This window comes from Larkinella knui, assembly GCF_003858645.1.
Lineage (GTDB): Bacteria > Bacteroidota > Bacteroidia > Cytophagales > Spirosomataceae > Larkinella > Larkinella knui.
Genome location: NZ_RQJP01000001.1, coordinates 1,871,727 through 1,897,673 on the forward strand (window position 1 = coordinate 1,871,727; position 25,947 = coordinate 1,897,673).

Here is a 25,947-nt window from a genome sequence, read left to right on the forward strand (position 1 = left end):
ACGTCAGGTCGCCAGCCGGGTTCAGAAAATTATAATCTGTTTATTAACCAATGGATACTGATAAAATCACGGCCGCACTGGGCCGCCCGCCCGAAACCATTGCCATTTTCCGGGCCATTAAACTCGGCGATTTGCTGGTATCGATCCCCGCCTTGCGGGCGCTGCGCCACGCCTTTCCGCAGGCCCGCATCAGCCTCATCAGTTTGCCGTGGGCCGTTGATTTTGTGAGACGCTTTCCGCAGTATCTGGATACTTTCATCCCGTTTCCGGGCTGGCCCGGTTTGCCCGAACAGGCGGTCGACGCCCAAAAAACCACGCAGTTTTTGCAACGGATGCAACGAAAAGCATTCGATGTCGTGCTTCAGTTGCAAGGAAACGGCACCTGTGTCAATCCGATGATGGGGCTGCTGGGTGCCCGCCTGACGGCAGGTTATTATCCGGAGAGTTTACCGCAGTATTGCCTGGATTCTACGTTTTACAGGCCGTATCTGGAAGGGCAGCACGAAATCCGGCGGCATGTGCAGCTCATGGAATTTCTGGGTATTCCGGGCCAGGGTTACGACCTCGAATTTCCGCTTACCAAAGCCGACAGCCAGCGCGCCCGGCAGGTGTCCGAGCTACAGTCGCTAAAGCCTCACCGCTACGTTTGCATTCATGCGGGCGGTATTTCGGCCCGGCGCTGGCCCGAATACCGGTTTGCCGAAGTTGCCGATGCCCTGGCAGCGAACGGCTACGCGGTGGTATTAACCGGAACCGCCAGTGAAGCCCCCATCATCGAGGACGTCAGGAGCCGCATGAAAGCGCCGGCCATCAGTCTGGCCGGAAAAACCGACCTGGGTGTCATCGGTTGGGTTTTGAGCCGGGCCGCCCTGCTGGTGAGCAACGACACGGGCGTTTCGCACATTGCTTCCGCTCTTAAAACCCCCAGTGTCATTATCTATTCCACCTCACGGCCCGACGAATGGGGACCGTTGAATCAGCAGTTGCACCGGGCCGTCCGCGAAGCAGAAGCCACCGACTCCCGGCGGGTTATCGACGAAGCATTGAACCTGCTGGCCGCAAAGCCACCGCATTCAACAGCCGGTTCCAGTCCTGCACAAACCGCTCCAGTCCAAAACGACTGAGAGCCAGCTGGCGGGCCTTCTCGCCCATGCGTCTGGCTTCGGCGGGGTTCTCGATCAACCAGTTCATCTGTTCGACCAGTTCCGCAGGATCGCACGATACAAAGCCGTGGACCTTATTTTCGATTACCGTAGGCAATTCGGTGGTCGCCAGCGCCACAATGGGCATGCCGATGGTCATGGCTTCGATTACCGCCAGCGGCAAACTGCTATACCGCATGGGACTGAATAAAAACCGGTAGTCGGCCACGCGCCGGTGTAAATACCGGTAGTGAATCTCGCCCAGTCCACCAATATCCTGTGATTTCATCCCGACCACCGTAACCGGCACGTGCTGGCGGACGTCTTCGAAAATGTCAAAACCGGCCATCCGTCCCCGGCGCTGCATTTCATTGATGACGACAATTCCTTCCGGGCGTTGTCCGCTGTAGCGAATGGTGGGGTCGATGGCCACACTGTGTTCGATGACGGTGGTGGGTGTCTGGCCATTATCCCACATCAGCCGGTTGTAATGCGTCACGTGTACCAGTGCCACCTCCGGGTCGTCGGCCACCGGGTGCCGTGAGTGGGTCGGGTGCGGTTCCGGCGCGTTATGTTCCAGGTAGATTTTAGGCAACCGCAGCTGCCGGGGTGACAGAATCTCAAACTGGTCCGTCTGGTAATTCTGGGGCGTCTGGAAAATAATCAGGTCAAGGTCCAGATGGCGGACGTCCTCGGCGGGAATTTCCCGAACGTAGTCGGGCAGTGATGAATCGACACCCCGGCCTACATAGCCTTCCGGGCCACCGGGTTTGGTGGGGAGATACCAGTTGTGTTCGGTTTGGGTAATGGCCGTCAGGTAAGCCCCGTGGATGTGCCAGATGAGAATAGTCAGTTTTTGCATTTTCAGACCCGTAAGTAGTCATTATTAACCCCCGGATGCGTAGGGACTCACGCGGGGTTGGCGGGAAATAAGGCAATGGACCAAACGCCCGGTTTCCGACCTTTTTTACAGCGGATTTGCGTCGGTCCAAATCCTCACTATTTCGTTGTACACCACCCTTTGCTTTCCCGGGTCCGGTTTGTTGAGAAACCAGTACAATACGGCTATGGGAGTCGGTATGGTGCCGATTGGCTTAATCGGGCTGACGCTTGAATTCGGTGTAACAACTGGCTTAAATCCATTGTGTGGGGGTGATTGAATCGAATTTACGTTGAAAACTCTATGAAAAATCTACTACGAATGCGTGAACCGGCCCTCGGATCCATGCAACGAACCGTACTACTAGTTCTATGCGTTTTTTTTGCCGTGAGCTGTTCGCTGGCTCAAAGCATCTCAGGCAAGGTTGTGGGCGATAACGGCGACGCCTTACCCGGCGTCAGCATCCTGCTGAAAGGGACCACAACCGGTACGACGACCGATGTCAACGGAAACTACTCGCTCCGGTTACCCGCTGCGGATGGCACCCTGGTTTTCAGTTTCATCGGTTTTGTAACGCAGGAAATACCGATCAGCGGGCGCGCGACCCTGAATGTCACCCTGGCAGCTGATGTCAAGGCGTTGTCGGAGGTGGTTGTGGTGGGTTACGGTACGCAGCGACGGCAGGAACTCACCACCGCCGTGACCTCCGTGGGCTCCCAGGCCATTGAACGACAACCGGTTGCGGGCTTCGATCAGGCGTTGCAGGGGCAGGCACCCGGTATTCAGGTGACCGCTCCGACGGGCGCACCCGGCGCGGGCATCAACATCCGCATCCGGGGGAATAACTCGATTAGTCTCACCAACTCGCCCCTCTACGTCATCGATGGCGTTCAGGTGCTGCCTACTTACGACCAGGAACTCGGCATCGGCAACCAGCGACCCAACCCGCTCAACACGATCAATCCGAACGACATCGAGTCCATCGACGTCCTGAAAGATGGGGCCGCAGCGGCTATTTATGGGCTGCGGGCTTCCAACGGCGTGGTTGTCATTACCACCAAACGGGGTAAAACCGGCAAACCCCAGGTGAGTCTGAATGTGTATTACGGGGTTCAGCAACTGCGCAAAAAGCTGGATTTGCTCAACGCCCGGCAATTTGGTGACTATTTCAATGAAGCCCAGGTGGCCGCCGGGAATGCCCCCGCGTTTTCCAACCTGGACACCCTTCCCTACAACACCGACTGGCAGGATGCGGTCTACCGCACCGGTGCCATCCAGAACTACCAGCTCAGCCTGAGTGGCGGTACCGAACGGACGAAATATTACCTTTCCGGCGGTTATTTCAACCAGGAAGGCATTTTGCTCAACTCCGGTTTCGATCGGTATAGTTTTAAATTGAACCTCGATCAGCAGATGGGCGACCGCTTCCGGATGGGGGCCAGTCTGAACCTGAGCCGGACCAACAACAACACCAGCGTTCGCAGCGAACTTGGTCTGCAAAACTCCGGTACCGTTCTCGGCGCACTGGCGCAGATTCCGACCATTCCCGTGCGCAACCCCAACGGCAGCTACGGCACCAATCCGTTTCAGCAACTGGACAATCCGGTGGGGAACCTGCTCGAAACCCACAACCGGGCCCTCATCTATCAGGTCATCGGGAACGTTTATGGCGAGCTGGACATCCTGAAAAATCTAACCCTGAAAAGCTCGCTGGGTCTGGATTTCCGGACACAACTGGAAAACCAGTTCATCAGCCGCGACTATCCCGGAACCCAGAACGCCAGCCCGGCGACCCGGGGCAGCGCCAGTACGGCCACCAATCAGCAGATCGTCTGGCTGTGGGAAAACACGCTGACGTACGACCCGAATCTGGGCAACAACCACAACCTGACGCTGCTGGCCGGGCAGTCGGTCCAGGCATCCGACCGGTTTACGTCCCGAGCTTCGGTTACCGGTTTTCCATCGAATGCGGTGCCGTATCTGACCGCCGGTACGCAGTTTACGGCCCCCTCCAGCTACCAGGATCAGTGGGGTTTGCTCAGCTTTTTTGCGCGGGCGATTTACAATTACCAGGAACGCTATCTGGCCACCCTCAGCTTGCGGGCCGACGGATCAAGCCGGTTTGCGGAGGGCAACCGGTTTGGGTATTTCCCGGCAATTTCGCTCGGCTGGCGAGCATCGCGCGAAAGCTTTTTCCCCCAGTCAAAAGTGATCAACGACCTGAAGCTGAGACTTAGCTACGGGGCCAACGGCAACCAGGAAATTGGGGCATATCAGCGGTTTAGCACCTACGGCTCAGGGGCCAATTATGCCGGAACGGGCGGTATTCAGGGTGGCATTTCACCCCAGCAAATCGGCAATAACAACCTGAGTTGGGAAACCACCAAGCAGTTCAATGCGGGCGTTGACCTGGGCCTGTTCAGCAACCGGATTACGGCCACGGTGGACGCCTACCTCAAGCGGACGACCAACCTGCTGACCAACGTACCGCTGCCCTACAACGCGGGGGCGCAGAATCCGCAAATTATCCAGAACATCGGCGATATTCAGAACAAAGGGCTTGAACTCGGAATCAACAGCACCAACATCCAGCACGAAGGCAGTGGATTGAACTGGACGACCAACTTCAATTTGAGTCTGAACCGCAGCAAGGTGCTGGACATTGGAACGCTCCGGAACGAAACCGGGCAGGAAGTGGATCGGCAGATTATCGGCGATTACACGATTACCCGCAAGGGCGATCCGCTGGGCGCATTTTACGGCTACGTGGTTCGGGGAATTTTCCAGTCGACCGACGAAATTAGCCAGGCCGCTACCCAACCCAATAACCCGCAACCGGGCGACATTCGCTTTGCGGACCTCAACAACGATGGCGTGATCGATGCCAACGACCGGACCGTAATCGGAAATCCCAATCCCCAGTTTTTTGCGGGCTTGACCAACACCTTCACCTTCCGGGGCATTGAGTTCAGTTTTCTGTTTCAGGGCAGTTTCGGAAATGATATCTACAACCAGAACCGGATGAGTATCGAGGGCCTGTCCGACCCGTTCAACCAAACCACGCGGGTGCTCGACCGCTGGCGTCCCGGCAACACGGCGACGGACGTGCCACGGGCGGTTCGGTACGATCCCAACCAGAACAACCGGTTTTCGAGCCGGTTTGTGGAAAGTGGCACATACACCCGCTTGAAAAACCTGACGCTGGCCTACAATCTACCGGCCAAAACCCTGCAACGGGCCAAAGTCAGCAGCATCCGGGTTTACCTGACGGGCCAGAATCTGCTCACGTTTACCAACTATTCCGGTTACGATCCCGAGGTGAGCGCGGACCCTTTCTCGTCGGTCGGTTTTGGCCGCGACTACGGCGTCTATCCCCAGGCCCGGACCTACACCGCCGGTATTAACGTCACGTTCTAACGGATTTCTTATCATGAAAAAGATATTTTTTGCCTGCGTTCCTTTTCTGTTTCTGGCGGCCTGTCAGGTCCTCGACAAAACCCCGCTGCCCAGCATTACCCCCGAAAATTTTTTCCAGAATGCCGATGATGCCGAGTCGGCCCTCACGGCGGCCTATGACGCCCTGCAACAGGGCGGGACCTACGGCCAGGATCTGAACGTGGTGGGCGAAATGCCGTCCGACAATGCGACCAGCACCAACGGCGATGTCAACGCGATGGAGCGCATCATCTGGACGCCCCAGACCAGCCAGGTCAACAACGTTTTTCAGGCCGCCTACATCGGCATCAACCGGGCCAACGCGGTGCTGAACTACGTGCCGACTATCGCGATGGATACCGTTCGCCGGAACCAGATTCTGGGCGAAGCCTCTTTCCTGCGGGCGCTGCATTACTTCAACCTGGTTCGTCTCTACGGGGGCGTTCCGCTGCGGCTTCAGCCTACCGAATCCGGTGAAAACAGCATCGTCAACCTCGCCAGTTCACCACCCGAACAGGTCTACGCCCAAATTGTCAGTGATTTGCAACGGGCCGAACAGCTCACGGCAGCCAATTTCGGCAGTCCGGCAGCCAATCGCATCCGGGTCATTAAAACGGCGGTTAACGCCTTGCAGGCCAGGGTATTTTTAACGCAAAGGCAGTGGGCGCAAACGGTGATAGCCGCCAACAAGGTACTGACCAGCGGTTTGTACCAGTTGATGCCCAATTTCAATGAGTTGTTTCCGCCGGAGAATAAATCCGAATCGATTTTTGAAGTGCAGTTTGCCGGGAATGCCGACGGCGGTTTTATTCTGCCGGATTTGCTGCTGCCTTCGCCCCCGGCGACGTATTCTTTTCCGAAATTCAACATCCCCACCAACGAGTTGATCCAGTATGCGGATACGAACACCGATCTGCGGTGGAAATTTACGGGTGAAGTCACCCCGGCGGGCCGAAACCACGCCAGCTTTGTCGTGTCCCGGTCGTCGAATGCCAACGACAACGGTTATTTCGTGTATAAATGGCGCAGTAATCCCAACGCTTTCAATAGCCCGGACAACTACTACGTGCTGCGGCTGGCGGATGTGATGCTGATGGTTGCCGAAGCGTCCAACGAACAAAACGGCCCGAATCAGGCTGCGCTGACCCAGTTGAATGCGGTTCGAACGCGGGCGGGTTTACCAGCACTGACGCTGGCCAATCTGACATCGCAACAGGCGTTTCGGAACGAAGTCGACCGGCAACGGCGGCTGGAACTGGCTTTTGAGGGCGAACGCTGGTTCGATCTGCTCCGGTATGCGCGGCAGGAACTGGCAACGCCAACGGTGAGCCATCCCGTCACGGCACTGGACCTGATCCGGCAACAGCGCAACACCCCGGACGCCAATTACCTGCTGTTTCCTTTTCCGCAAACCGAGATTAACAACAACGCCCTGCTGCAACAGAATCCGGGCTATTGACCGGGCAGACTCTCCATCCCCTATGCTGTTTCTTTACTAGCTGGAGGGAATAACCACTTTAAAATACGGTTGCCTGGTAAACCGGGCAACCGTATTTTTTGGTTGACAAACGTGTTTTTTTCGCGTTCATCCCAGCATGCCGAATCGCCCTGAAAAGCAGGACTTTGTAGCCAACAGGACGAAAGTGACCTCCGGAACGCATGTCGGCGTTACGGCAAACCAAACCGGTTCCAGGCAAAACATAATGGTTCGAACGTAGTTTATTGCCAGAAACGACCGGTATGTGAAGCGGGTTGCCTGCACAGGTACGAGATGAACCGGCGACTCCGACCACCGGCGACGAAACGGTAGTTCTGAACCAAATCATGTACAACTATGCCACGAGGAGACAAATCGGCTTACACCGATAAGCAAAAACGGCAAGCCGAACACATTGAGGAAAGTTATGAAGAACGCGGAGTGCCCGACGACGAAGCCGAACGCCGGGCCTGGGCGACGGTGAACAAATCGTCGGGCGGAGGCAAAAAGAGCGGGTCGGGTCGGGGTCAGGGCGTCAACACGGAACCGGCGCAGGTTGGCGGGAAAAAAGGCGGAGCCGCTTCGGCTTCCCGCTCGCCCGAAGAGCGTTCGGCGTCGGCCCGGAAAGCAGCCGCAACCCGCAAGAAAAACGCGGAACGTTAAGGTGTAAATCCGTTCTATAATTCCCTTAAACCAACGTTCGATTAGCGCATACAGGCATGGAGGAAAGTCAGAAAACCCATTATTGGTGGCAGAAAGGTGTTATTTACCAGGTTTATCCCCGGTCTTATCAAGACAGCAACGGCGACGGTATCGGCGATCTGCCGGGCCTTCTGCAACGCCTTGATTATTTAAAATGGCTCGGCGTTACGGCCGTCTGGCTTTCCCCCATTTACCCATCCCCCATGGCCGATTTCGGCTACGATATCTCTGATTATCAAGGTATTCACCCCCTGTTTGGATCACTGGCCGATTTCGACACGCTGCTGGCGGAGGTCCATCAGCGGAATATGAAATTGATTCTGGATCTGGTGCCCAACCACACCTCCGACCAGCACCCGTGGTTTCTGGAATCCCAGTCGTCGCGCAACAATCCCAAGCGCGACTGGTACATCTGGCACGATGCGCTCCCCGACGGGTCGGTTCCCAACAACTGGCTCAGCGTATTTGGCGGCAGTGGCTGGGAATGGGACGAACCTACCCAACAGTATTATTACCACGGTTTTCTGAAAGAGCAGCCGGATCTCAACTGGCGCAATCCGGCGGTGCAGAAAGCCATGCTGGACGTGATGCGGTTTTGGCTCGACAAAGGCGTCGATGGCTTCCGGGTGGATGTGATGTGGCACATGATCAAAGATGACCAGTTGCGTGACAACCCGCCCAACCCCGATTACAAGCCGCACATGGCAACCTACGAGCAACTTTTGCCGGTGTATTCCACCGATCAGCCCGAGGTACACGACCTGGTTTTACAAATGCGGGAGGTGCTGGACGGCTATTCCGAACGCATGATGATCGGCGAAATCTATCTGCCCATCCACCAGCTGGTGGCCTATTACGGGATCAATGGAAAAGGTGCCCATCTGCCGTTCAATTTTCAATTGCTGCTCCTGCCGTGGGAAGCCCGCCAGATTGGAGCAGCCGTTGCCCAGTACGAAGCGCTTTTACCGGCAGACGGCTGGCCCAACTGGGTGCTGGGCAACCACGATCAGCCCCGGATTACCAGCCGCGTGGGTCGGGAACAGGCCCGGGTGGCGGCTCTGTTGCTGTTGACCCTGCGAGGCACTCCAACCATCTACTACGGCGATGAAATTGGGATGCGCGATGTGCCCATTCCGTTTGAAGAGGTGCAGGACCCGCAGGGACTGAACATGCCCGACAAGAACCTGAGCCGCGACCCCGCCCGAACGCCCATGCAGTGGGACGCCAGCCCAAATGCCGGTTTTACCACCGGCAAACCCTGGCTCCGGCTGGCCGGAAATTTCGCGCGCGAAAATGTTCAGCTGCAAAAAGAGGACCCCTACTCCATGCTCTCGCTGTATAAACGCCTGATTGCGCTGCGTCAGCAGGAGCCGTCGCTGATGACGGGTGAGTACCTGCCGGTTTATTCGGATACGCAACTCATTGCCTATATCCGCCAGGCGGCTGGCCATGCCCGGTTTCTGGTTGTGCTGAATTTGAGCCACCGACCCGGCTATTTTAAATCCCAGGACCCTTCGTTGACAGGCGTCGTTGAAATCGCTACCTTCCCGGAATTGGAGGGCCATGAGGTGGGCGAAGCAATCAACCTGGGCGGGGATGAAGGAATTATCGTGCGACTTGATTAATCCAGCATGAAAATACTAGGTGCGAAGTACACCGGTGACGGCCCGTGCGTTTTTACGGTTTGGGCTCCGGAAAAAGAAAGTATGACCTTGCAGTTGGTTGAGCCGGTCGAACGGCAGATTGCCATGCAACGCGTTGAATGGGGTTATTTTCGCGTCGAAGTCAATGACATTGCGCCGGATACCCGGTATTTTTTCAAGCCGGACGATGGGCCAGCCTGTCCCGATCCCGCTTCCCATTTTCAGCCGGACGGCGTACACGGCCCGTCGGCGGTGGTCGACCACGCGGCCTTTGCCTGGCACGACCAGAACTGGCGGGGCCTGCCCTTTCGCGATTTGATTCTGTATGAACTACACGTGGGCACGTTTACGCCCGAAGGCACCTTTGAAGCCATCATTCCGCGTCTGGACGATCTGGTGGACCTGGGCATAAACGCGCTTGAGCTGATGCCTGTTTGTCAGTTTGCCGGAAGCCATAACTGGGGCTACGACGGCGTCTTTCCGTATTCCGTCCAGAATTCCTACGGCGGTCCGGACGGACTCAAAAAACTGGTCGATGCCTGCCACGCCCGCGGAATAGCGGTTTTTCTGGATGTAGTCTACAACCACATCGGTCCGGAAGGCAATTATTTCGGCCAGTATGGACCGTATTTTACCGACAAATACCATTCGCCCTGGGGGGATGCGCTTAATTTCGATGGATTATGGGCCGACGGTGTGCGTGACTATTTTGCCAACAACCCGCTGCACTGGTTTGAGCAATACCACATCGATGGCCTCCGGTTCGATGCGATTCATGCGGTATTCGATACGGGTGCGGTATCGATTTGGGAACTCATTCATCATAAGGTCAAACACCTGGAACAGCAGCTGGGCCGTTCGCTGTATCTGGTGGCCGAATCGGATCTGAACAGCACAAAGGTCATCAAAACGCCCGAACTGGGCGGCTTTGGCTTCGATGCCCAGTGGCTCGACGATTTTCACCATGCGCTGTATGTGCTGATCGATCCCAACGGGAAAGAGCGGTATTCGGATTTTGGCCGGATGGAACAGCTGGCCAAAGCCTACACCGACGGTTTTGTGTTCAGCGGGGAATATGCTTCGTTTCGAAAACGGAAATTTGGGGCTTCGTCGGCGGGCGTTCCGGGCGATCGGTTTATTGCCTTCAACCTCAACCACGATCAGGTGGGCAACCGCGTGGGTGGCGAACGGTTGTGCCAGCTGGTTAGCTTCGAGCAGTTAAAAGTAGCCACAGCCGCCGTCTTTCTGTCGCCGTATGTGCCCCTGCTGTTCATGGGGGAGGAATATGCCGATGAATCTCCTTTTTTCTATTTTGTCGACCATTCCGAAAAAGAGCTGATCGAGGCTGTCAAGAAAGGGCGTAAAGAGGAATTTTCGATTTTTGGCTGGAATGCCGAGCCACCGGACCCGTTCGACGAAGCGACGTTTACCGGCTCGAAGTTGCAGTGGCAGAAACGCACCGAAGGCAAGCACCGGATCATTCTGGACTGGCACCGGAAACTGATCGACCTGCGTCGTACGGAGCCGGTTTTGCAAAACATCAGCAAAAACGCTATCGCGGTAACGGTTCTGGGGCAAGCCGGTTTTGTTTTAAACCGGCAAAGCGCGGACGGCCAATGCCATTTCTTTTGCCTGTTTAATCTCTCCGACGAGGCCGTATCGTATGCAATGCCCACCTGGACGCATTCCTGGAATAAGATCCTGGACTCGAAAGAACCGCACTGGCAGCCTACTCAACCCGCTGATGACCAACTCCTTCCAACAACGGCTCAGCCCGGACAGACGCTCACCCTGCCGCCCTGGAGTGTTTCGATTTATAGCGGTCATATCATTCGCCCGGACTAAACCGGGCGTGGTTTACTGAATGGCGGGAACCCACTTTTGCTTTCCACAATTGGAGCAGGTTTTACCAGCTTTGTCGTTGGCGGTTTTCGCTTGTAAATTACCGCAATGGTGGCAAACCAGCATGCCGGGAACCTGATGCTGTTGCGCCACAAATTCCGTATCCCATTCGGGCAGGATCGACAAACCCGGTTGGGTTTTCGGGTGCGGAATCAACGTAAAAGCCCCGTTGGCTTCCAGATACAAACGCTTGACGCTGCCCAGGTGGGTCAAACCACTCGAACGGAGCTGGGCAAACAGCAATTCACGGGTCAATCGCGCATTTTTCATATTGTCCAGTTGCAGCACCGAATTCTCCACCATCGTACTCACGATATCCTGCGAGATACCTTCAAATCGTTCATTTTTTGCGGCCCAGTACGAGATCAGTTGCTGCACCAAAATCACCACCAAAGCAATGATCACGGCGGGGATGATGCCCCGGTTGGGGTCCAGAATCGGAACACCAATGGCGGCCGCCAGCGAAATCAGGGCGGCCATCTCGTTCCGGCTGAGTTGGGAGGCCATTCGCCGGCCCATCAGCCGCATCGAAACCACCAGAATCAGGTAAACAGCCGCCACCCGAATCAGGATTTCGACGTAAAAAATACCGGGAACTTCACCCACCAGAATCCGCGGCCAGTCTTTTAAATGAATCTCCTCCTTTTCCATTCGCTACATTACAAAATCGCTCTCACCCACTGATCGGCCCCACACAGCGCACAGGCGTCCGGCCGGGGAGTTGCCGGAACGGTATTACCGCAATTGCTACAAGCCAGCGTGTTAGAATCACCAGTCTGATGAATCGTTTCAATTTCGGTATCGGTTGGCGGTAACACGGATAACCCAGGTTTTTCACCTTCGTTCTGATAGGTACTAAACAAACCGTAGGCTTCCAGATACAACCGTTTTACTTTGCTTAAATTATAGACATTACTGCTTCGCAAAGCGGCATAAATCTGTTGGTGAGACAGGCGGTTTTTGGCCATTGTTTCCAATTGAAGAATGCCATCTTTGATCAACACGGTTTCCGTTCCCTGAATAAGTTTTTCGGCTTTGTTGCTTTTAAAACCGGCCAGATTCGTCATTCTCAGAAAGGTCAGCGCACCAATCAGGGCCACAATTCCGGACAACACGCCCCGGTCGGGTAGTTGCATGGCCGGGGCAACAATGGCCCCCATGGTAAGCATGACGGACATTTCCAGGTTGGTGAGTTGCCCGTTCATCCGCTTTCCCAGAAGGCGCATAATAACCAGGAGGATAAAGTAAATAAGAAAGGTTCGGATAAAAACCTCCAGCAAAAATTCGGCAGGGGCATTCCCGATTAAAATGCGTTGCCAGTCTTCCAGATGGATCTGTTCTTTCTTCATACCGTGCGTAACTTTTCGTTGATCCGAATTGATTCTCATTCCGGAAAAATTTATTCTATATCTACAAATAGGGCAATAAGTAGCTACCGGAAGACCAGACAATCGGGAAAAAAAGAAAAAACCCGCCAACCGGGTTATTCACCTGATTAGGATCAGTAATTCGAAAATCTATTTTTCAGTTTATGAAATTCATCGCGTTTCTTTTGGCCGGTTATCTGCTGATGGCCTGCCAGAATACGAAAACGGAAGCCACCTCCGATAAGGCCCAACCCGCCCCGGTTCCAACCGATTTCATCCAGGAGTTATGGTATAAGAACAGCTTCATTTATAGCGTGGATGTCGAGGTATTTAAAGATACGGACGGCAACGGTTTTGGCGATTTTAAAGGGCTCACGCAGGAACTGGATTACCTGAAAAACCTCGGCGTCGATGCGATCTGGCTCGCTCCCTTTCAGCCCACCCCAAACGGCGACGATGGCTATGACATCAGCGATTTTTACGGTATCGATCCGCATCTGGGCACCGAATCGGACTTTACTGAATTCATGCGTCAGGCCAATCAACGCGGGATTCGAGTGATGATGGACCTGGTTACCAACCACACGTCCGACCAGCATCCGTGGTTTCAGCAAGCCATCAAGAGCAAGTCGTCCCCGTACCGCTCGTGGTATGTCTGGTCGAAGGAGCGGCCCAAAAAGTGGAATTCCGGCATGGTTTTTCCCGGGGTGCAGAAAGAAATCTGGACCTACAACCAACAGGCTGGCGAATACTTTTACCACCGTTTTTACGATTTTCAGCCCGATCTGAACACCCAGAACCCACTCGTTATGCAGGAAACGCGGAAAATCGTCCGCTACTGGCTCAACAAGGGAATAGCCGGTTTTCGGGTCGACGCGGTTCCGTTCCAGATCGAAATTGCCAATGCCGAATTCGACCCCGATCATCCTGAACATCAGTTCGATATGATTGCCCAACTCCACCAATACGTTCAGTGGCACAAGAACGACGCCATTCTGCTGGGCGAAGCCAACGTTGATCCGAAAGAGCAGGAACCGTATTTCGGAAAAGACGGGCAGGGTATGCAGACAATGTTTAATTTTTTTGCGAACCAGCACCTTTTTTACGCCCTTGCAACCAGTGAAGTCAACTTGCTGGCCAAGGCCCTGGAAGACACCAAAGACATTCCGCCGACGGCGCAGTGGGCGCAGTTTCTGCGGAACCACGACGAAATCGACCTCGGAAGGCTTAGTGACGAAGAACGCGATAAAGTCTACGCCCGCTTCGGTCCCGATTCCACCATGCAACTCTACGACCGGGGCATCCGGCGTCGGCTGGCTCCGATGCTGGGCGACCGTCGCCTGATCGATCTGGCCTACAGCCTGCTGTTTTCGCTGCCGGGCACCCCGGTTATTCGCTATGGTGAAGAGATCGGGATGGGCGACGATCTGACGCTGAAAGAGCGGTTGTCGATCCGGACGCCCATGCAATGGTCCAATGCGCCCAACGGCGGTTTTTCGAAAACGGCGAAAACCGTGCGCCCCGTCATCAGCAAGGGGCCTTATGGATATCAAACCGTGAATGTGGACCGTCAGCTGGCCGATTCGACCTCGCTGCTCCACCGGATTACGGCCCTCGCCCGGCTGCGCAAAGCCTGTCCCGAAATTGGCTGGGGAAACTGGAAACTCATCGATACGGGATCCCGACACGTGCTGGCGATCCGGTATGACTGGCAAGGCAAGTCGTTGCTGATGCTCCATAATTTCAGCCCGGATGCGCAGAAATTCCGGCTCAACTCGGAGTCGAAAACCGGCCGAACGCTCGTTAGCTTACTGGATAACAGCGAAAACCGCCGGGAAAACGATGGCAAGTTTCCCATCCAGCTGGCGGGCTATGGTTACCACTGGTTTCGCTTGAAATAACAGGCCCGAGAGCTACTGCGCAGACCAGCCGCCGTCGATCGGCAGGGCCGCGCCGGTCAGGGTAGCGGCCGCATCCGAGGCCAGAAACAAACACAGGGCGGCAATGGACTCGGGCGGCACAAACTGCTTGAGGGCCTGTTTAGCCAGAATGACCTTTTCGATAACATCGCTTTCGGAGATCCGGTGCGCCACGGCCTGATCGGCAATCTGGCGATCCACCAGCGGGGTTCGTACATAACCGGGGCAGATCGCATTGGCGGTAATGCCGCAGGTTGCCCCTTCCAGGGCAGCGGTTTTGGTCAAGCCGATCAGCCCATGTTTGGCCGCTACATACGCACTTTTAAACTCGGAAGCCACCAGGCCGTGGGCCGAGGCAATGTTGATGATGCGACCGAAATGCTGATTTTTCATGGCGGGCCACACGGCTTTCGTCAGGTGGAAAGGCGCCGTCAGGTTAATCCCGATGATGGCCTCCCATTTCTCCTCCGGAAAATCGGCAATCGGCGCGACGTGCTGTATCCCGGCATTATTGATCAGCACATCGATGGTTCCCCACCGTTGTTCGCCCTGCCTGACGAGCGTCCGCAGGGCTTTGGGGTGCAGCATATTGGCCGGATCAAATACGTACTCGATCTGGTGTTCATTCGCCACGGCTTCGGCAATTTGCCGACCGTCGGGTTCGAGCCCGTTAAAAATAAGATTGTGCCCCTGCTGGGCAAATGCTTTGGCGATTGCCAGCCCAATTCCACTGGTGCTGCCGGTAATCAGGACGGTTCTTTTTTTCATGATTTCCGTACCTACGGACTAAAGTCCGTGCGATCCTGAATTTTCAGGTAGCCAGTCAGTCGCTGGACCTCACGGACTGAAGTCCGTAGGTACGTTACAAAACTACGATTCCGGCCGGATTTCACCACCGATTATACAAAGTTGCCCACTCCCGAAGCAGGCTTTCGGCCTCTTCGCCCAGCTGATCCGGTAAGAGCCGCCAGAGCCAGTTATTTTCCGTTCCCGCCGGGGTGTTGATCCGGGCGGTTTCGTCGAGTCCCAATACATCCTGAACCGGTAAAATAACCGTTTTGGCCACCGAAGCGTAAACCAACTGGCCCAGCGCCAGATGCACGTTTTTCTCGGATACCGGTTTTCCGACATACTGAGCCACTTTTTTACGAAGTTCGTTCGTCAAACTTTCGCGATACCAGCCCCGCGTCGTATTGTTGTCGTGGGTCCCCGTGTAGGCAATAAAGTTCGGCGTATAGTTGTGGGGAATGTGCGGAGATACGGGCAGCTCATCACTGAACGCAAACTGGATAACCTTCATCCCCGGCAGCCCGAACGTATCCCGCAGTTGATAGACATCCTCCGAAATTTCGCCCAAATCTTCGGCGACCAGCGGCAGCGTTCCTAATTCTTTTTCAAGGACGTGAAAAAAATCAGGTCCCGCACCCGGTTTCCACGCCCCCCGAATGGCGGTTTTTTCCCCGGCGGGCACTTCCCAATACGCCGACAGGGCGCGAAAATGGTCGATGCGCACCCGATCGAACAGCTCCGCATTTTTCCGGATGCGCCGAATCCACCAATCGTAGTTGCGTTCCCGGAGTCGATCCCAGCGAAAAACCGGCATACCCCAAAGCTGCCCATCCGAATTGAAATAATCGGGCGGTACACCGGCCACGGTGAGCAGCTGGCCCGATTCGTCCAGACTGAAAATATCCGGATGCGACCAGACATCCGCCGAATCATAGCTAACGTAAAACGGCAAATCGCCCAGCAACTGAATGCCCAGGTTGTTGCAATAGGTTTTGAGACGCTGCCACTGCCGGCTGAAGAGAAACTGCAACCACCGTACCTTATCGAGGGCTTGCGCCTGGGTGTCCGAAAACGATTGCAACGCGTCCGGTTGCCGCAGGCGGTATTCTTCCGGCCACGCATACCAGGGCTTACCGGCGTGCTGCTGTTTCAACGCCATGTACAGTGCGAAATCGTTGAGCCAGTGGGCTTCGCGCTGGCAGAATTCCCGGAACGGACTTGACAACGGGCTCGATTCCGACGCAGAAAAAGTCCGGTACGCCTTTTCGAAAAGCTCCTCCCGAAGCTGTTCCGCCCGCCCATAATCCACCCGATCGGTGGTCGGAAGTTTCTGTTTCAGCAACGCCTTTGCATCCAGCAACCCGTCCTGCGCCAGCGATTCAGGGCTCAGCAGCAGGGTGTTTCCGGCCATGCTGGAATAGGTGCTGTACGGCGAATGGCCCGTGCCCGATTCCGTGGGATTGAGCGGCAGGATTTGCCAGTAATGCTGACGGCTGCGGCTCAGAAAATCAGCAAAAGCCCAGGCTTCCGGACCCAGATCGCCGATACCAAAAGCCGAAGGCAGGGAACTCACGGGCAGCAGTAAGCCAGCACTGCGATCCGTAAAAGCCGGTTGAAGTTTCAAGACCGCCATCGGCAGATGCCTGAAGAGGTCTTTCACGGCCAGACCGTTCGTTGTTTTTCCGCTGGTTGGCAGAAAAACGTGTTTCCATTCATCGGGTGCATCCGGTGGCAGAACGAGCCGGGTGTCTTTCCAGTCCAGTGCCGTTACGGGCTTGTTCTGCTGGCTGCTGATCGTAGCCGGATGCAACGGCACGGCCACCACCAGCCAGGCTTGCCGGTGTCGGCGCGCAAAAGCCAGCACGTTATCTTTATACCGCCCTTCAACCGCCAGCGGAATGTACTGCCCTTCCGCGAAGAGTTCCGGCTGCTGGCTGCGTTCATTAAGCAGGGCCTGCGTTAGCCAGAGCTTGATTCGGGCGTCATACCGGTTTTGCCACAGGTCGTCCAACAGCGTGTCCGTTGACTCCGAATCGGGCCTGGTCAATTCATCCAGCCACTGTTGACGCTGTTCATAATCGACGGGTCGGCGGTTGTCGGGATCCACCAGGCTCAAATCCCACAATTCACACCCCTGATAAATATCGGGCACCCCGGGGCAGGTCGTTTTCAGGACGACCTGCGCCAGCGAATTGATTATACCAAAATCGGCCAGCTGTTGATGAAACTTCCGGAAACTTTTCCAGAAAGCGCCTTTTTTGTTCAGTAGGTGGTGGACAAAGGCTTTGGCCGCTTCTTCATAATCGGTGTTGGGGGTGTTCCAGTTCGAATGGCGCTTGGCCTCTCGCAAAGCCTTTTCGAGATACTGCTCCATCCGGTTTTCAAAATCATCCGCGTCCTGACCGGGCATCGGATACGCTCCTGCCAGTGTCTGGTAAATAAAATACTCGTCGTTGGCATCGGGCATGCCATTCGTCCTGAAATCGGCGTTCAACTGCTGCCACTCCCGCACGGTAGTCAGCCACCAGTCGGGCAGGTCGGTCAACACGTTCAGGCGCGCCCGCACGTCCTCGCCCCGCTTGGTGTCGTGGGTCGATGTGCCGTTGAGCGCAAGCGGCCAGCGTTGCTGACGGTCCTGCATGGCCTGGTGAAAATCGGCGGGCAGGAGGCCAAATAGTTCCGGCGAATCACCCACCTCGTTGTGGCCGATAAACCGGTTGTAGGTATACATCAGGGTGTCTTCCACCCCTTTGGCCATGAGCGGGCCGGTAAACTGCATGCATCGCTGGTAGAAACGGGCCACCCGTTGATTATACCCGGCATCGGCCTCCTGCGGTTTTTTCAGCAGAATTGCCTCCAGCAGCCTCACCGCCGTCGCCAGGTCGGGTTTCTGACTCCAGATCCGATTCAGCATTTCCTGAACAGCCGCACCTTCTTTTTCTTCCAGCGGAAAAGTGGTCCCGTAAAACCGGTAGACCGGACAGTAAATTAAAAACGCTCCGATGGTGGCTTCCAGGGATTTTGGCGGCAGAATGGTCAGTTCGTTCTCGTCAACCAGATTCAATTCGAGAAAATACCGGCACAAATTGTCCAGTTCTCCTTTCATGTACTGGTGGAGAATAAAGGCTTTTTTGTTCAGAATCTGCTGGGGAATGGGCGTGTTGTCGTCGACAATCTGCTCGTAAAACCGTGTAAAAGCGGCTTTGCTTTCCGGCTGGGTAAATACATTATTCACCAGCGACAGGTATTCGTAACCGGAGGTGCCCTGAATGGGCCACGCATCCGGAAGCGGTTCGCCCGGTTCCAGAATCTTTTCAACAACAATATAGGTTTTATCACCCACCAGCTCCCGGAGCTGGTTCAGGTAGCGGGTCGGATTATACAATCCGTCGATGTGATCGATGCGCAACCCGTTGAACACGCCTTCGTCCAGCAGGGCTTTGATTCGCTGGTGGAAATAGGAAAAAACATCGTCGTCCTGAATGTTCAGGCCAATCAGGCTCGTGACCGTAAAAAAGCGCCGAAAATTGATCCGCTGGTCGGTAACCTGATAATGACTCAACTGGTAAACCTGTTCATCAGCCAACTGGCGGATTCGCTGCGGCTGCTGGTTGAGGGCTTTCAGGCACGCGTTGATATAGGCTTTGATCGCTGGATTTTTGTGTAACGAAGTCAGCTGCAGCCGGAACTCGTTCATCCCTAACGCGTAGGCTTCCGGCTCTTCAACCTGCTGAATCTGACTGATTTGATCGAGCAACTGCTGCATCGAATCGGGTATGGGCCGGTCGACGGCCTGCAAAACGGTTGGGTACGAACGGAGTTGCAACGGATAAGCCGCATCGTAGTATTGCAGAACAAACCGCCCGTCCTGATAAGCCACTGTAAGCTCCTGATTGGTAACCACTTCCTCCAGCGGCCCACCCAGAAACGGCACCGCCAGCCGTCCGTGAAAAAGCTGGCTTGTCCAGACGGTATCAAAAAAATGGGCAAACCGCGACCGGGGGCCTTTTTCCAGGACGTCCATCAGCCACGGATTCTGATGATGAAACGCCATGTGGTTGGGAACGATGTCCTGCAGCCAGCCCATGCCGTTTTTGCGGAGTTGTTTGCTAATGGCTTTCAGGGCGTTTTCGGTGCCGATTTCCGGGTCGGGGCGGTGTGGGTTGACGCCGTCGTAGCCGTGTTGACTCCCCGCCACCGATTCAAAAATGGGGGAAGCATACAAGGTGCCAACGCCCAGTTTTTTCAGATAAGGAATTATTTTTTCGAAATCTTTAAAGGTAAAATCGCGATGAAACTGGATGCGATACGTAGAAATCGGATTAGTCATAGTTATGAAGTAGAGCCTTTCGGCTAACGTGTTAAAAACCTGCATTATCCAACAGGCTGGGTTTCGCCCGGTTTTTTTTTAATCCGGACGGAAAAGAAAGGTTTGCGGGCGTGGGTCTGCGTGAGGAAATGGACTCCTTATGCTACAGAGTCACCCTTCACCGCGGCCAGCCAGCCTTAAACCGGTTTGCTTACCAAATCAAACGCCTGCTGAATGATTCCTTGGGTTGGCACCTTCTGACCGGTATCGGCCGCCCGGTAGATGGCTTCCACCAGCTGCACATCCCGCAGGCCCATTTCGCCCGGCACGGTCGTTTCCCTGTTGTTCAGAATGCAGTCGGCAAAGGCTTCCATCTGCCGGGCCTGCTGATTGACGTTGGGCTGCTCCATTTTACCGGTTTTGGTCTGGCCTTTCAGCCCGGAATAGGCGTAAGCGGGCGACAACTCAAACCACCCCTGATCGGCCTCACCGCGCAGTTGGTTGTAGGCATCGTTGTAGCTGGTTTTACACTCGGCGACGGTTCCATCGGCAAAATGCAATTGAAAATCCATGCCTTCCTCTACTTCTTTAAACTTCTTCAAATCCGTTTTGGGGTGGTATTTCGCACTCACTGCAATGGGCACTTCGCCTTTGGTATAAATAGCCCCCTGGATACAATAGACGCCCACATCGGGCAGCGGGCCGCCCCCGGCCAGTTTTTTGTTCAGGCGCCAGGGGGTATCGTAGCCTTCTTTCTGGCCGTTCTGCGCGTAAATCTTTTTGACGGCCCCCAACACTTTCTGCTGGCCCAGCCGCATCATTTCGCGGTTGTGGGGATCAAAATGAAGCCGGTAGCCCACGGAAAGTTTCCTGCCCGCCTTCTGACAGGCCTCAATCATCCTGCGACCATCGGCTACCGAGGTGGCCAGCGGTTTTTCACAGATGACGTGTTTTCCGGCCCTGGCCGCCCGAATGACGTATTCGGCATGCAGGGAATTGGGCAGAACGACGTAGACGATATCGATGTCGGGATTGTCGGCCATCTGGTCGAACGTCTGGTAGGTGTAGACGTTCTTATCGGGAAGGTTGTACTTCTTCTTCCACTTTTCCGCTTTCTCCGGCGTCCCGGTTACAATACCGGCCAGTTTGCACAGCCTGGTTTCTTCGAGGGCCGGTGCCAGCTGGCCTTCGCTGTACTTGCCCAGCCCCACCAGAGCAATGCCCAGTTTTCGACCCGATTCCGGCGTACCGGTTTTTCCGGATTCTTCTGTCGCCTGCTTGTTTTTATTTCCGCAGGCCTGCAGGCCCGACAAGGCGAGAATTCCGGGCAGAGCGAGTGACGCTGCGCCACAAAAGCGCACCCAGTCCCGGCGGCTAATCGGGTCGTTGAGTCGATGGTATGGACGTCGATTCATGGATTTCTGGAGAAAAAATTACCAAAGTTCTGTTAACGTAACCGGATCGACCGGCGAGCGGATTAAAAACCAACGGGTAAATTAGCCTATGGCCTTCATGGCAAGCCGACTCGTGAATAACTCCTCTGCGGCTGAATGGGTTTTTGAGCGGCAGGCCGTTGCCTATCTTTTTGACGGAACGATCCGGTTGCAAGGTTCTTCGTGTTTACATTTACGATCAGACCAGTCCTGTTTCCATGAACGTAAACCCGCTTCTACCCCCTTCTTTGACCCGTCACGCCGTCGAAAATCCCTTCCAGTCCTTCTGGATGGGCGGTTATGAGTGCACCGATAAACTCAACGCCTGGGGAAACCGGGTCGATTTTCTTCATACCACGGGCCATCTCCAGCTCATTGACGACGACTACCGGGATTTACACTCCTTTAACATTCGAACCGTTCGGGAAGGCATCCGGTGGAGCCAGGTCGAAACACGCCCGTATCAGTACGACTGGAACACCGTGGCTTATATGATGGAACGGGGTCGACGGGCCGGTATCCAGCAGGTCTGGGATCTTTGCCATTTCGGTTTTCCCGACGATCTGACGCCCCTCCATCCCCTGTTTGCGCGCCGGTTTGCGGCTCTGTGCCGGGCCTTTGTCGAATTTTACCGCTCCATCGATCCCGACAGCACGCTGATTGTAACGCCCATTAACGAAGTTAGTTTTTTGTCGTGGCTCGGGGGCGATGCCCGGGGAACGTCGCCCTACTGCGTGGGTCAGGGCTGGGAGGTCAAGTATCACCTGATGCGGGCTTACATCGAAGGCGTAGCGGCTTTGCGGCAAGCCGACCCCGCCATCCGCATTCTGACGACCGAACCGCTGGTCAACATGGTGCCGGTTCTTCAGGCTACGCCGGAGCAGGTGGCCGTGGCGGCCCACGAACATCAGAATCAATTTCAGGCAACGGACATGCTCAGCGGCCGCATGTGCCCGGAACTGGGGGGCAAACCGGAATACCTCGATCTGGTCGGGTTGAATTTTTATTACAACAACCAGTGGGTCGTCGGCACCGGCGAGTTTTTACCCTGGGCCAATGACGGGTTCGATCCCCGCTGGGTGCCGCTTCGGGACCTGTTCATGCAGGTGTATGAGCGCTACCAGCGACCGATTGTGTTGTCGGAAACGAGTCATCCGGGCGAAGACCGCCCCCTCTGGATTCGGTTTGTAGGCGACGAAAGCGCGGCTGTTATCCGCAAAGGCATTCCGCTCTGGGGAATCTGCCTGTATCCCATTATTGACCGGCCCGATTGGGACCACCTCGACCCCTGGCACCAGGCAGGACTCTGGGATGCGGAGGTTTCGGCCGAGGGCGTTGTGACCCAGGATCCCCCGCGTCGGGTCTTGAACCAGCCCTACGCCGAAGCCCTGCGGGATGTTCAGGCGGCATTGGCGCTTGCACAAACCGCAACCACTGGTATTACCGTGTCTGGTTTGGGGGATCCGATTCCGAAACGGGTTCAATAAACACCTGGCGGATGGTCGGCATGGCGTTCTGAATGGTTTGTCGAATGTGAATGATTTCCCGCGTAATGTCTGCGGTGGTCAATCCCGGCTGAAAGGCGACGCGCTGAATGAGCACGACTTCTTCCGGCCCCATTTGAAAGGTCAGCGTTTCAACGGAAGTTAACACCGTGGGAATCGACTGCGTCAGTTCGACGGCTTGTTGGACCACCGACGGATGGGCGCCTTCGCCCATCAGCAAACTCCGGCTTTCGCGGGCCAATACCGCCGAAACCGCCATGAGCAGACAGCCGATAAGGATGGAGGCCAGGCCGTCGAAGTACGGATTGTCGAGCTGATGCCCCAGGAAAACGCCCAGGAAAGCCAGAATAAGTCCCAGCACATCGGAGGCATCTTCAAACAGAACCACAAACGTAGCGGGATCTTTGCTTTCTTTTACAGCCGCCCAGAAAGGCTGGTTGCCCCGCTGGGCGTTAAAGGCACGCAGAGCCGTAACCAGCGAAATACTGTCGAGCACAAACGCAATGCCGAGAACGATATAATTCCAAACCGGATTCTCGATCGGTTCGGGGTGTTGAAGATGGGTTATGCCTTCGTAAAACGAAACGCCCCCACCGACCGCGAAGATCAGCAGGGAAACCACAAACGACCAGAAATAGAGTTCCCGGCCATAGCCAAACGGTCGTTTTGTGTCCGCAGGCTTCTGGCTTCTTTTGATTCCCAGCAGCAGCAGAACCTCATTGAAGGTATCGACCAGCGAATGAATTCCCTCGGAAACCATCGCCGAACTTCCGGTAACGCTGGCGGCAATAAACTTGGTGATGGCAATGGCCAGATTGGCTCCTAAAGCCGTATAGATTGCAATTTTCGCAGATGCCATGCCAATCGAACAAATTTTGCCGCCCGATGTTTCCAGACGCGGCCAGCCGGATGTTCAGATTTTGGCCCAATACCGCTTTTAAGGTTGGCTATCAGGATTTTATCGTTACTTTTTTCAGATCGCTGTCGGCGGGGCCATTCACCAGAACGCCTTTCCCGGTAAAACGGGACCCGTGGCAGGGACAATCGAATGATCGTTCGTCCGCATTCCACTGAACGACGCAGGCCAGGTGCGGACAGATGGCCGAATGGGTGTGTAAGGCACCCTCCTCATCCCGGTACGCAGCAATTTTCTGTAAACCGGACGTCAGAATTGCCCCGGCTCCCCGCTCCAGTTCATTCACGGTTTTTACCTCGTCGGAGGAAAAATAATCGGCCAGCTGGGCCGCAAAATTTCCGGCTTCCTTCAGGTAATCGCCGGTCACCTTCAGCGTAATTCGGGACGGATCATACAAGGTGGCCCAGCGGTTTTCCAGGCCGTTGATCAGATCGGTGAGCAACAAACCGGCAATCGTGCCATGCGTCATTCCGTTGCCCGAATCGCCGGTTACGATGTAAATGTGCTCATTACCGGGATTTTTGCCAATAAACGCCATCGCATCCAGCGGTTCCATGACCTGCCCCGACCAGCGGTAAGCCACGTCGGTTGCCATCGAAAAATGCTCTTTTACCCAGTCGATCAGCTTCTGGTAGCGGTCCGTTTCCGGAATTCCTTCCTCATCGGCCTGACCGGTTTTATGGTCGTGTCCTCCACAGATCACCAGATCGTGCTGGTCGTCCAGCGGTTGCAACCGGATGTAATTGTAGGGCTGGGTAATCCACTTCGATTCCTGATCGCCGGTGTCCCACCACAAAGCCGCCGGGACGCTTCCTTTCGGAATTTTTACGCCCACCACATACGTGCGATACGGCCATTGTTTGGTATGCATCGTGAAGAGGTCGTTCATGGGCGTATTGGTTGCCACCACGACATCCGCAGCACGAACCGAATAGCGTTCCGTTTTAACCTCGTTTTCGCTCACCTCCGTCACCCGGGTTTCGGTAAAAATCTCTCCTCCCAGCCGGATGAAAGCCTCCGCCAGTCCGTTAAGGTACTTCATGGGGTGAAACTGAGCCTGGCGGGGAAACTGCACACAGGCACCAACGTCTTTGGTCAAACCGGGTACTTTGTCGAGCATCTGGGTGAGCACACCGGCGCGGTGCGATGCTTCCAGCTCCTGCTGCAGGGTGTCCGGCTGGTCGGTTGGGTGCAGAAACAGATAACCGTCCAGGCGGGTAAAATCGCAGTCAATACCCTCCTGCTGACAGATCCGTTCAATAAAATTGATGGCTTCAGTATGGCTCTCAGCCGCGATCCGCGCCCCTTCGATACCGTGATAGCGCTCAATTTCGGTATACTGATCATCGAGCGCATTTGAAAGGTGGGCCGTGGTGCGCCCGGTTTCTCCGCTGCCGACATAGCCATCTTCCAGGATGATTACTTTTTTGCCGGATTTGGCCAGATTGTAGCCGACCGACAAACCCGCTATACCGGCACCAACGATGACGACATCGGCCTGACGATCCTGATTTAACGGGGTAAACCGGATTGGTTCCACGGAATCGGTCCAGTAACTTACATGATGACCGGACGTAAGGGAAGCCTGATCTGGATTGGTTTTCATAACGTATTGGCTTGAGTTTGGGAGCGGTAGCCTGGCAACTACGGCGGCCGGCCCGGTCTGGAATTAGAAGCAATGCTACCATTGCAATTGGGAATCTAACGGCATACCGACCCGCTTGTTTGTCTTTTAGACTTCTAATTAGTCAATGGGCACGGCCGCCGGTTTGGGTCCCTTTCGACTGGCGTCATTTCGGCGTATACGTCAACTGCAAAACCAGGGCCTGCTCCCCATCCTGGTTGGCTCGTCGCCAACCGACAGCCAGGGGCAGGTGTTTCTGAAGATAGACCTCGACTCCCAGAATCAACTGCCCGTAATCGTGGCTACCCGACGCCCAATCGCCCAATAGATGAACTTTCTCGTACCAGATTCCCGCATCAAACCCCACATGGGCCCCCACCGTCGGGCCGTCGGCCAGATACCGCCGATCACCGGCGTAAACACCCAACACGGCTTTGTAATGCTCATCGGCAAAATCGCCCCCGAGGTTGGCATACCCCCAGCCGACCCAGGCGGTACGATGCGTCGGCACCGGATCAAGGCCCGTTTGTCCGCCAATGCCAAGGTGCAGGCTTTCCGTCAGATCGAACGTCCGCTGGGCGTTGAGCAGCAACAAGGGGGCGTAGGCAACGTGCGTGGTCGTATCGTTGCGCATCCAGGTATGCCGGGGAGGCAGATAGTTGAGGTTATACAGATTCAAACCCACTTCCCAGTTGTGACCCAACCCGTAATCGACGGTCGTGGTCGAACGCCAAAGGTCCGAATTCATTTCCACCTGCTGCTGCGCCAGCACCTTATGGCGGGGCGTTATATCGGATGAGGGTACGTTGAAAATGGTTTGCTGGGCCTGCGTCGTCAGGTTCCAGGCCATCAATCCCAGTAGTAGCGAAAGCTTTTTCACACAAATCGAACGTGTTGGTTAGTG

Annotated in this window: 17 protein-coding genes; 8 read left to right on the forward strand and 9 right to left on the reverse strand. The window is 55.4% G+C overall.

Going from position 1 to position 25,947, the window contains the following annotated elements:
• Positions 1-50: 50 nt before the first annotated feature.
• Positions 51-1,124: a glycosyltransferase family 9 protein gene (locus EHT87_RS07630; RefSeq protein ID WP_124905424.1), complete on the forward strand. Its 1,074-nt coding sequence runs from the start codon at positions 51-53 to the stop codon at positions 1,122-1,124.
• Here EHT87_RS07630 and EHT87_RS07635 read toward each other — a convergent pair.
• Positions 1,030-2,004: a glycosyltransferase family 4 protein gene (locus EHT87_RS07635; protein ID WP_124905426.1), complete on the reverse strand. Its 975-nt coding sequence runs from the start codon at positions 2,002-2,004 to the stop codon at positions 1,030-1,032. The genes EHT87_RS07630 and EHT87_RS07635 overlap by 95 nt on opposite strands.
• Positions 2,005-2,325: 321 nt before the next feature.
• Here EHT87_RS07635 and EHT87_RS07640 point away from each other — a divergent pair, with 321 nt between their 5' ends.
• The 5 genes from EHT87_RS07640 (at position 2,326) to treZ (ending at position 11,124) form a co-directional block, all read left to right on the forward strand.
• Positions 2,326-5,439 carry a SusC/RagA family TonB-linked outer membrane protein gene (locus EHT87_RS07640; protein ID WP_124905428.1) on the forward strand — a complete coding sequence of 1,038 codons (3,114 nt, stop codon included), beginning with the start codon at positions 2,326-2,328 and terminating at the stop codon, positions 5,437-5,439.
• Positions 5,440-5,452: 13 nt separating this feature from the next.
• The gene (locus EHT87_RS07645; protein ID WP_124905430.1) at positions 5,453-6,916 is read left to right on the forward strand and encodes a RagB/SusD family nutrient uptake outer membrane protein; all 1,464 of its coding nucleotides are present in this window, start codon (positions 5,453-5,455) and stop codon (positions 6,914-6,916) included.
• A 375-nt stretch (positions 6,917-7,291) separates the two neighbouring features.
• Complete coding sequence (locus EHT87_RS07650; RefSeq protein ID WP_124905432.1) at positions 7,292-7,597, forward strand: plasmid stabilization protein; 306 nt, start codon at positions 7,292-7,294, stop codon at positions 7,595-7,597.
• Between the two features lie 56 nt (positions 7,598-7,653).
• Entirely contained in the window at positions 7,654-9,261 is a 1,608-nt protein-coding gene (locus tag EHT87_RS07655) for an alpha-amylase family glycosyl hydrolase (protein WP_124905434.1), read from the forward strand.
• A 6-nt stretch (positions 9,262-9,267) separates the two neighbouring features.
• Positions 9,268-11,124, forward strand: a complete 1,857-nt coding sequence (gene treZ / locus EHT87_RS07660) for a malto-oligosyltrehalose trehalohydrolase (protein ID WP_124905436.1) — start codon at positions 9,268-9,270, stop codon at positions 11,122-11,124.
• Between the two features lie 12 nt (positions 11,125-11,136).
• Here the strand turns inward: treZ and EHT87_RS07665 are convergent, their stop codons facing one another.
• Together EHT87_RS07665 and EHT87_RS07670 are read right to left on the reverse strand one after the other, a co-directional pair.
• Positions 11,137-11,832 (reverse strand): DUF421 domain-containing protein, encoded by a 696-nt coding sequence (locus EHT87_RS07665; RefSeq protein ID WP_124905438.1) that lies wholly within the window; start codon positions 11,830-11,832, stop codon positions 11,137-11,139.
• A gap of 8 nt (positions 11,833-11,840) precedes the next feature.
• Positions 11,841-12,530: a DUF421 domain-containing protein gene (locus EHT87_RS07670; protein WP_124906083.1), complete on the reverse strand. Its 690-nt coding sequence runs from the start codon at positions 12,528-12,530 to the stop codon at positions 11,841-11,843.
• A 182-nt stretch (positions 12,531-12,712) separates the two neighbouring features.
• Here EHT87_RS07670 and EHT87_RS07675 point away from each other — a divergent pair, with 182 nt between their 5' ends.
• Positions 12,713-14,449 carry an alpha-amylase family protein gene (locus tag EHT87_RS07675; RefSeq protein WP_124905440.1) on the forward strand — a complete coding sequence of 579 codons (1,737 nt, stop codon included), beginning with the start codon at positions 12,713-12,715 and terminating at the stop codon, positions 14,447-14,449.
• Between the two features lie 12 nt (positions 14,450-14,461).
• Here the strand turns inward: EHT87_RS07675 and EHT87_RS07680 are convergent, their stop codons facing one another.
• The 3 genes from EHT87_RS07680 to EHT87_RS07690 form a co-directional block, all read right to left on the reverse strand.
• On the reverse strand, positions 14,462-15,235 hold the full coding sequence (locus EHT87_RS07680; RefSeq protein ID WP_124905442.1) for a 3-hydroxybutyrate dehydrogenase: 774 nt from the start codon (positions 15,233-15,235) through the stop codon (positions 14,462-14,464).
• Positions 15,236-15,356: 121 nt separating this feature from the next.
• Positions 15,357-19,586, reverse strand: coding sequence for a malto-oligosyltrehalose synthase (gene treY, locus EHT87_RS07685; RefSeq protein ID WP_124905444.1), 4,230 nt, complete (start codon positions 19,584-19,586; stop codon positions 15,357-15,359).
• 176 nt (positions 19,587-19,762) lie between these two features.
• Complete coding sequence (locus tag EHT87_RS07690; protein ID WP_124905446.1) at positions 19,763-20,980, reverse strand: Gfo/Idh/MocA family protein; 1,218 nt, start codon at positions 20,978-20,980, stop codon at positions 19,763-19,765.
• Between the two features lie 308 nt (positions 20,981-21,288).
• Here EHT87_RS07690 and EHT87_RS07695 point away from each other — a divergent pair, with 308 nt between their 5' ends.
• A complete protein-coding gene (locus tag EHT87_RS07695; protein WP_229320942.1) occupies positions 21,289-22,485 on the forward strand; it encodes a glycoside hydrolase family 1 protein in 1,197 nt (398 codons plus the stop codon).
• Here EHT87_RS07695 and EHT87_RS07700 read toward each other — a convergent pair.
• From EHT87_RS07700 to EHT87_RS07710, 3 genes are all read right to left on the reverse strand, one after another.
• Positions 22,439-23,362 carry a cation diffusion facilitator family transporter gene (locus EHT87_RS07700; RefSeq protein ID WP_124905450.1) on the reverse strand — a complete coding sequence of 308 codons (924 nt, stop codon included), beginning with the start codon at positions 23,360-23,362 and terminating at the stop codon, positions 22,439-22,441. The two genes, EHT87_RS07695 and EHT87_RS07700, sit on opposite strands and share 47 nt — an antisense overlap.
• A 91-nt stretch (positions 23,363-23,453) precedes the next feature.
• Positions 23,454-25,025 (reverse strand): FAD-dependent oxidoreductase, encoded by a 1,572-nt coding sequence (locus EHT87_RS07705; RefSeq protein ID WP_124905452.1) that lies wholly within the window; start codon positions 25,023-25,025, stop codon positions 23,454-23,456.
• 184 nt (positions 25,026-25,209) lie between these two features.
• Complete coding sequence (locus EHT87_RS07710) at positions 25,210-25,923, reverse strand: hypothetical protein (protein ID WP_124905454.1); 714 nt, start codon at positions 25,921-25,923, stop codon at positions 25,210-25,212.
• Between the last annotated feature and the right edge of the window lie 24 nt (positions 25,924-25,947).